Source organism: Bacillus sp. FSL R5-0523 (assembly GCF_037975295.1).
In the GTDB taxonomy this organism is placed as follows: domain Bacteria; phylum Bacillota; class Bacilli; order Bacillales; family Bacillaceae; genus Bacillus; species Bacillus subtilis.
Genome location: NZ_CP150251.1, coordinates 165,001 through 170,000, shown reverse-complemented (window position 1 = coordinate 170,000; position 5,000 = coordinate 165,001). Strand labels below are relative to the sequence as shown.

6 tRNA genes and 4 rRNA genes (2 of these 10 only partly in view) are annotated in these 5,000 nt (G+C 51.6%); all 10 read right to left on the bottom strand.

Annotated features, from left to right (window positions below):
* Window positions 1-2,235, bottom strand: a 23S ribosomal RNA gene (locus NYE53_RS00990); it reaches 693 nt to the left of the window's first position.
* A gap of 170 nt (window positions 2,236-2,405) precedes the next feature.
* Window positions 2,406-3,955, bottom strand: a 16S ribosomal RNA gene (locus NYE53_RS00985).
* A 171-nt stretch (window positions 3,956-4,126) separates the two neighbouring features.
* Window positions 4,127-4,202, bottom strand: a tRNA-Ala gene (locus tag NYE53_RS00980).
* Window positions 4,203-4,210: 8 nt separating this feature from the next.
* Window positions 4,211-4,287, bottom strand: a tRNA-Pro gene (locus NYE53_RS00975).
* A gap of 28 nt (window positions 4,288-4,315) precedes the next feature.
* Window positions 4,316-4,392, bottom strand: a tRNA-Arg gene (locus NYE53_RS00970).
* Window positions 4,393-4,423: 31 nt separating this feature from the next.
* Window positions 4,424-4,498 (bottom strand) — tRNA-Gly (locus NYE53_RS00965).
* Window positions 4,499-4,558: 60 nt separating this feature from the next.
* Window positions 4,559-4,631: transfer RNA gene (locus NYE53_RS00960), tRNA-Thr, on the bottom strand.
* A 2-nt stretch (window positions 4,632-4,633) separates the two neighbouring features.
* A tRNA-Asn gene (locus NYE53_RS00955) sits at window positions 4,634-4,708 on the bottom strand.
* A gap of 45 nt (window positions 4,709-4,753) precedes the next feature.
* Window positions 4,754-4,869, bottom strand: a 5S ribosomal RNA gene (rrf, locus tag NYE53_RS00950).
* Window positions 4,870-4,924: 55 nt separating this feature from the next.
* Window positions 4,925-5,000: ribosomal RNA gene (locus NYE53_RS00945) — 23S ribosomal RNA — on the bottom strand (it continues 2,852 nt past the right edge of the window).
* Together the 16S, 23S and 5S rRNA genes with 6 tRNA genes alongside form the textbook arrangement of a ribosomal RNA operon.

Genomic DNA, 5,000 nt, shown 5'->3' with positions numbered 1-5,000 from the left:
CGGCGGGTTAGAAGGTCAATACAGCCAGGGTAGTATCCCACCGATGCCTCCACCGAAGCTGGCGCTCCGGTTTCCAAGGCTCCTACCTATCCTGTACAAGCTGTACCAACATTCAATATCAGGCTGCAGTAAAGCTCCACGGGGTCTTTCCGTCCTGTCGCGGGTAACCTGCATCTTCACAGGTACTATAATTTCACCGAGTCTCTCGTTGAGACAGTGCCCAGATCGTTGCGCCTTTCGTGCGGGTCGGAACTTACCCGACAAGGAATTTCGCTACCTTAGGACCGTTATAGTTACGGCCGCCGTTTACTGGGGCTTCAATTCGCACCTTCGCTTACGCTAAGCGCTCCTCTTAACCTTCCAGCACCGGGCAGGCGTCAGCCCCTATACTTCGCCTTACGGCTTCGCAGAGACCTGTGTTTTTGCTAAACAGTCGCCTGGGCCTATTCACTGCGGCTCTCTCGGGCTTGCACCCTAACAGAGCACCCCTTCTCCCGAAGTTACGGGGTCATTTTGCCGAGTTCCTTAACGAGAGTTCTCTCGATCACCTTAGGATTCTCTCCTCGCCTACCTGTGTCGGTTTGCGGTACGGGCACCTCTCACCTCGCTAGAGGCTTTTCTTGGCAGTGTGGAATCAGGAACTTCGCTACTATATTTCGCTCGCCATCACAGCTCAGCCTTATGAGAAACGGATTTGCCTATTTCCCAGCCTAACTGCTTGGACGCGGATATCCAATACCGCGCTTACCCTATCCTCCTGCGTCCCCCCATTGCTCAAATGGTGAGGAGGTGGTACAGGAATATCAACCTGTTGTCCATCGCCTACGCCTTTCGGCCTCGGCTTAGGTCCCGACTAACCCTGAGCGGACGAGCCTTCCTCAGGAAACCTTAGGCATTCGGTGGAGGGGATTCTCACCCCTCTTTCGCTACTCATACCGGCATTCTCACTTCTAAGCGCTCCACCAGTCCTTCCGGTCTGGCTTCACAGCCCTTAGAACGCTCTCCTACCACTGTTCGAAGAACAGTCCGCAGCTTCGGTGATACGTTTAGCCCCGGTACATTTTCGGCGCAGAGTCACTCGACCAGTGAGCTATTACGCACTCTTTAAATGGTGGCTGCTTCTAAGCCAACATCCTGGTTGTCTAAGCAACTCCACATCCTTTTCCACTTAACGTATACTTTGGGACCTTAGCTGGCGGTCTGGGCTGTTTCCCTTTCGACTACGGATCTTATCACTCGCAGTCTGACTCCCAAGGATAAGTCATTGGCATTCGGAGTTTGACTGAATTCGGTAACCCGGTAGGGGCCCCTAGTCCAATCAGTGCTCTACCTCCAAGACTCTTACCTTGAGGCTAGCCCTAAAGCTATTTCGGAGAGAACCAGCTATCTCCAGGTTCGATTGGCATTTCACCCCTACCCACACCTCATCCCCGCACTTTTCAACGTGCGTGGGTTCGGGCCTCCATTCAGTGTTACCTGAACTTCACCCTGGACATGGGTAGATCACCTGGTTTCGGGTCTACGACCACGTACTCATGCGCCCTATTCAGACTCGCTTTCGCTGCGGCTCCGCATCTTCTGCTTAACCTTGCACGGGATCGTAACTCGCCGGTTCATTCTACAAAAGGCACGCCATCACCCGTTAACGGGCTCTGACTACTTGTAGGCACACGGTTTCAGGATCTCTTTCACTCCCCTTCCGGGGTGCTTTTCACCTTTCCCTCACGGTACTGGTTCACTATCGGTCACTAGGGAGTATTTAGCCTTGGGAGATGGTCCTCCCGGATTCCGACGGAATTTCACGTGTTCCGCCGTACTCAGGATCCACTCAGGAGAGAACGAAGTTTTGACTACAGGGCTGTTACCTCCTATGGCGGGCCTTTCCAGACCTCTTCATCTACCTCGTTCCTTTGTAACTCCGTACAGAGTGTCCTACAACCCCAAGAGGCAAGCCTCTTGGTTTGGGCTGATCCCGTTTCGCTCGCCGCTACTCAGGGAATCGCATTTGCTTTCTCTTCCTCCGGGTACTTAGATGTTTCAGTTCCCCGGGTCTGCCTTCTCATATCCTATGAATTCAGATATGGATACCACTCCATTACGAGTGGTGGGTTTCCCCATTCGGAAATCTCCGGATCAAAGCTTGCTTACAGCTCCCCGAAGCATATCGGTGTTCGTCCCGTCCTTCATCGGCTCCTAGTGCCAAGGCATCCACCGTGCGCCCTTTCTAACTTAACCGTTAAAAAGAATCACTATGTGATATCTTGTGTTACTAATTGAATGTGATGTCTACTGTTATCTAGTTTTCAAAGAACACGTTTCGAAGGAATGATCCTTCAAAACTAAACAAGACAGGGAACGTTCTGTTTATAAGACCCAAGGTCTTATATTCCGTATAATATCCTTAGAAAGGAGGTGATCCAGCCGCACCTTCCGATACGGCTACCTTGTTACGACTTCACCCCAATCATCTGTCCCACCTTCGGCGGCTGGCTCCTAAAAGGTTACCTCACCGACTTCGGGTGTTACAAACTCTCGTGGTGTGACGGGCGGTGTGTACAAGGCCCGGGAACGTATTCACCGCGGCATGCTGATCCGCGATTACTAGCGATTCCAGCTTCACGCAGTCGAGTTGCAGACTGCGATCCGAACTGAGAACAGATTTGTGGGATTGGCTTAACCTCGCGGTTTCGCTGCCCTTTGTTCTGTCCATTGTAGCACGTGTGTAGCCCAGGTCATAAGGGGCATGATGATTTGACGTCATCCCCACCTTCCTCCGGTTTGTCACCGGCAGTCACCTTAGAGTGCCCAACTGAATGCTGGCAACTAAGATCAAGGGTTGCGCTCGTTGCGGGACTTAACCCAACATCTCACGACACGAGCTGACGACAACCATGCACCACCTGTCACTCTGCCCCCGAAGGGGACGTCCTATCTCTAGGATTGTCAGAGGATGTCAAGACCTGGTAAGGTTCTTCGCGTTGCTTCGAATTAAACCACATGCTCCACCGCTTGTGCGGGCCCCCGTCAATTCCTTTGAGTTTCAGTCTTGCGACCGTACTCCCCAGGCGGAGTGCTTAATGCGTTAGCTGCAGCACTAAGGGGCGGAAACCCCCTAACACTTAGCACTCATCGTTTACGGCGTGGACTACCAGGGTATCTAATCCTGTTCGCTCCCCACGCTTTCGCTCCTCAGCGTCAGTTACAGACCAGAGAGTCGCCTTCGCCACTGGTGTTCCTCCACATCTCTACGCATTTCACCGCTACACGTGGAATTCCACTCTCCTCTTCTGCACTCAAGTTCCCCAGTTTCCAATGACCCTCCCCGGTTGAGCCGGGGGCTTTCACATCAGACTTAAGAAACCGCCTGCGAGCCCTTTACGCCCAATAATTCCGGACAACGCTTGCCACCTACGTATTACCGCGGCTGCTGGCACGTAGTTAGCCGTGGCTTTCTGGTTAGGTACCGTCAAGGTACCGCCCTATTCGAACGGTACTTGTTCTTCCCTAACAACAGAGCTTTACGATCCGAAAACCTTCATCACTCACGCGGCGTTGCTCCGTCAGACTTTCGTCCATTGCGGAAGATTCCCTACTGCTGCCTCCCGTAGGAGTCTGGGCCGTGTCTCAGTCCCAGTGTGGCCGATCACCCTCTCAGGTCGGCTACGCATCGTCGCCTTGGTGAGCCGTTACCTCACCAACTAGCTAATGCGCCGCGGGTCCATCTGTAAGTGGTAGCCGAAGCCACCTTTTATGTTTGAACCATGCGGTTCAAACAACCATCCGGTATTAGCCCCGGTTTCCCGGAGTTATCCCAGTCTTACAGGCAGGTTACCCACGTGTTACTCACCCGTCCGCCGCTAACATCAGGGAGCAAGCTCCCATCTGTCCGCTCGACTTGCATGTATTAGGCACGCCGCCAGCGTTCGTCCTGAGCCAGGATCAAACTCTCCGATAAAGTAGTTTGACTGACTACGCACATCGCTGTGCGATTTTTAAAAACTGAATTAACAGGTACGTTTTGTCTTGTTTAGTTTTCAAAGATCATTTTGTTTGCTTGCTTTGTTAAAGCAACTTTATTAGTATACAACGTCACTTCTTCAAAGTCAACAACTTTTTTAAAAACTTTTGGTGGAGCCTAGCGGGATCGAACCGCTGACCTCCTGCGTGCAAAGCAGGCGCTCTCCCAGCTGAGCTAAGGCCCCATAAAAAATGGTCGGGAAGACAGGATTCGAACCTGCGACCCCATGGTCCCAAACCATGTGCTCTACCAAGCTGAGCTACTTCCCGATTTCCTATCTATTTCTATTAAAAGATATGGCGCGCCCGAGAGGAGTCGAACCCCTAACCTTTTGATCCGTAGTCAAACGCTCTATCCAATTGAGCTACGGGCGCAATTCAATTTACAATATCCCGTTGGGATAAATGGAGCGGAAGACGGGATTCGAACCCGCGACCCCCACCTTGGCAAGGTGGTGTTCTACCACTGAACTACTTCCGCATATCGCAATAAAAAAAGCTTTCTCCTTATGAGAAACCTTGGTAATAATACATTTAATAAAGCTTCCAAGCGGGCTCGAACCGCTGACCTCTTCCTTACCATGGAAGTGCTCTACCTGCTGAGCTATGGAAGCAATGGCTCCGCAGGTAGGATTCGAACCTACGACCGATCGGTTAACAGCCGATAGCTCTACCACTGAGCTACTGCGGAATAATATAAAGCTTCATAAACAAACATGGTAGAATTAATAAATCTGCTTGGCGGCGTCCTACTCTCACAGGGGGAAACCCCCGACTACCATCGGCGCTGAAGAGCTTAACTTCCGTGTTCGGTATGGGAACGGGTGTGACCTCTTCGCTATCGCCACCAAACAAATTGAGAGTGTTCTCTCAAAACTAGATAACAGGTGTGACATCATTCAAAAATATGGTTAAGTCCTCGATCGATTAGTATCTGTCAGCTCCATGTGTCGCCACACTTCCACCTCAGACCTATCAACCTG